Raw genomic sequence first — 3,137 nt, forward strand, 5'->3', positions numbered from 1 at the left:
CAGGGCATCTGCCGCGGCGAGGACGGCGGCGGGCGACGAGGCGGGGACGAACGCCACGGAAAAGCCGAAGCCGTTCTCCAGGATGCGCTCGGCCGTGCCGTGGGCGGGGTCGCCCTTGAGGCCGGGGTAGGCCGTTGCGGCGACGTCGGGATGACAGGCGAGGTAGGAGGCCATGGCGGAGGCGGCGTCGGCCCGGCGGCGGCAGCGCTCCGGGAAGCCCGGCAGCGCGGCGGAGAGGGCCCGGACGGCCGCGGGCTCCATGGGGCGGGACGCCGCGAGGCGCTCGGCCGCGGAGACGGCGGCGGCATCGCGGAGGGCGTCCCGGGAGAGCGAGAGCGCGCAGATGGGAGCGGCGGCGGGGCTGGGCGCGGCGGCGGGGCCGAGGCCGAGGGACGAGAGGTCGTCCACGACCACGTCCGCGCCACGCATGGCCGCCGGGCACAGGTAGGAGCCGGTGGCCGACACGTCGCAGCCGAGAAGGGCGCCCCGGGGCCGTGCGGCCCTCTCGGCGCGGAGGTCGCGCACGGAGAAGGCAGGCAGCCCCGGGGCGTCGAGGGCGCACGAGACCACGGGGGCGCACGGCACGCCGAGGGTGGCGCCCGCCTCGGCCGGCGTCGCGGCCACGAGCCAGGTGCGGGCGCAGCGGGCGCCCAGCATCCCGGTCAGGGCCGCGGCGGGGTCGTCGGGGGCGGCAGGCTTGTCGGCGCGGACGGTCACTCGGGGTCGGGCGTGGTGTCGTCGGCGGGGTCGTCCACGTCGCGGGTCTCCTCGAGGGCGCGCTTCTCGTTCTCTGCCACGAGGAGCTCGAGGCGGCCGTGCTGGGAGGGCATCCAGGCCTTGTAGACGTGGCCCTGGATGCCGCGGCCGAAGTCGTGGGAGGAGGCGGTGTAGCGCTTGGAGTCGCGGCCGCCCACGAGGTCGGCCTTGAGCAGCGGGCCGGGGATGCCAAAGTACGACATGCCGGACGCCGGGTCGAAGAGCGCCAGGCCGTTGTCGTCGGGCGTGGCNTCGACCACGGCGGTCACGAGGGCCATGGTGTCGTCGTTGAAGGTGAAGTTGCTCTTGGGTCCAGACGTCTTCTTGGCCTTCTTGGTCATGGCTCTCCTATCTGGTTGCCGCTGGGGGCGCTCGCGGTTGTCATTGGGAGTGATTCTAGGGTTTCTTGCCCACCCGAGTGGATGGGAAGACAGGACGGCCGGCTTTCTGACCGGGAAGGTGCGGCCCGGGGAGGAGCCTCGGCCGAGGAAGGCACGGCAACTTTGAAGTTGGTGCGCGCTGGCCGACCGGAACGCACGCCAAGTTTGAAGTTGGTGCGTGTCGGGAGCGCCCGGCAGCCGTTTTTTCGGCCGAAACGCGCTCCAACAATGAAGTTGGTGCGTACTTGCGAGCCGGCGCCGGCCGGAGTGCACGCCAACTTTAAAGTTGGCGCGTATTGGCCGCGCCCCTATCGACAGCCTCTCACCACACCAGATGCCGCCCCAGGACAAANGCCCTCAGCGCCCTGCGCTCGACCAGTCTGTTGCAGCAAGGGCCCGTCGACACCTTTGCGCCGAGCTTTCGGGCAAGCTCCCTCACTTTGAGGTCGAAGGCCACCTCGTCCCAGACCATCGGCCATGTCCACCGCACAATGTCCAGGCCCCGCTCCTTCATCAGCGCGTCGCGAAGGCGGTCTTGCTCCATGGCCTCCCGCGAGTCAAAATNCCCTCCCCCGTCGTACTCCAGCCCCGCACCGTGATCTGGCCACAAGAAGTCGATCTCGCACCGCCGCTGCCCCCTCATAGCAAACACCTCGTTGCGGCTCAGGTGAATCGGGCTGTTGAGTGCCGGCTTGGGCAGCCCGTACCCGCCGTCGCGCGCAGAAAGGCTAAGCAGCACGTTGAGAGCCGTCTCCATGGGAGAGCGCGAGCCGTCGGCAACGCAGTCCAAGACGCGGCAGACGTTTGTGCGCGAGAACCACAGCCCCTCGCACGTTTTCGCAAAGGAGCGGATAGAGGCCACCGAGGCGACCGGCTCGCACTGAACGGATGTGCCGGACGGGTCGTCAAACCGCGGGCTGTACCTGCCACAGAGAAGCGACACCACCACCGCCAGAGAGGCTGGCGAGAGAATCCGGGAGCGCATGAGCACGTAGAGCTCCGGCGACACCGTGAGCACGCCTTGTTCCGTGGAGCAGAGCGAGCCCTCGGCAAGGGGCATCGCCATGCCGTGCGCAACGAGCCCCTTCGCCCGATGGCGGGCCTTGCCTTCAGAGACAGCGAGATGCACGGGCACGTCGTCCTCGGGGGCGGCACCCGCCAGCACCCGCACATGCCCGTCGAGCTCGCGGCGCCATGGAAGGTCCCGCACGAGCGCGGCGTCTGCCGTCGTGCAGGTCGCCCTCTCCAGGGCGCGGTCTGCCTCTTCCTTCGGGACGCGGCGCAAAGGTGCTNGCGAGGCAAAAAGTGTCCAAGCATCCAGGTCGCACAGGACAATGCTCATGGGCCCAGTGTGCACGGGCGACCTGACCGGTTTTTGACCGTTACCTGACAGTTTGCTGGCCGCGTCTGTCATTTATCGAGGTAGAGCTGCTTGTTTTTGGTTATGGAGGAATATTGGACCGCTACTTTGTGGCCTCGGCGACCATCTGGGCCAACACCTCGGCGTGGCTGCGGCGCTTCTTGGTGGCCGTGCCGAGGATGGCGACGGAGGCGTGGGGGCCGGCGTCCCTGTCAAAGATGGCGATGCCGCCGCGACCCTCGATGAGGGCACGGTAANCGCTGGCGTACTCGTCGAAGTCGATGTCGTGGTGCAGGTAGGGCTGGAGCAGCTCCTGGCTGGGGGCGAGCTCGACGTCGTGCAGATAGTCGCAGTGGGCGATGACCCTGGCAAAATACGCGAGGTCGCGCTGCTTGGTGAAGCCGCAGAGCTGGTTGGTGTTGTGCAGGCGCACGTCGAGGAGCAGGTCGACCTTGTGGTCGACGAGGGTGGTGAAGAACCGCTCGGCGGTGGTCTGGTAGGCGGAAAGGGTGATGACCGATCGGGACATGGCGCCTCCTTGGCGTTGGGGCTCGCGAGGGGTTTATACCCCGCGAGGGGGTCGCCGGTGCCCGCTCCCGCGGCGTCCCCTCGGCGCCCCTCTCTCGGCACCTCTCCTCGAC

The 3,137-nt window shown here is 69.0% G+C and carries 1 protein-coding gene and 1 pseudogene; both read right to left on the bottom strand.

The window, feature by feature from the left end; translation table 11 throughout:
• Positions 1–717, bottom strand: a pseudogene (locus tag JX283_RS08040) (PLP-dependent transferase); the annotation flags it as partial.
• A gap of 1,882 nt (positions 718–2,599) precedes the next feature.
• Positions 2,600–3,025, bottom strand: coding sequence for a DUF488 domain-containing protein (locus tag JX283_RS08045; protein WP_204830114.1), 426 nt, complete (start codon positions 3,023–3,025; stop codon positions 2,600–2,602).
• Positions 3,026–3,137: the final 112 nt, after the last annotated feature.

It is taken from the genome of Olsenella sp. CU969 (genome assembly GCF_905219715.1).
Taxonomy (GTDB): Bacteria; Actinomycetota; Coriobacteriia; order Coriobacteriales; family Atopobiaceae; genus Granulimonas; species Granulimonas faecalis.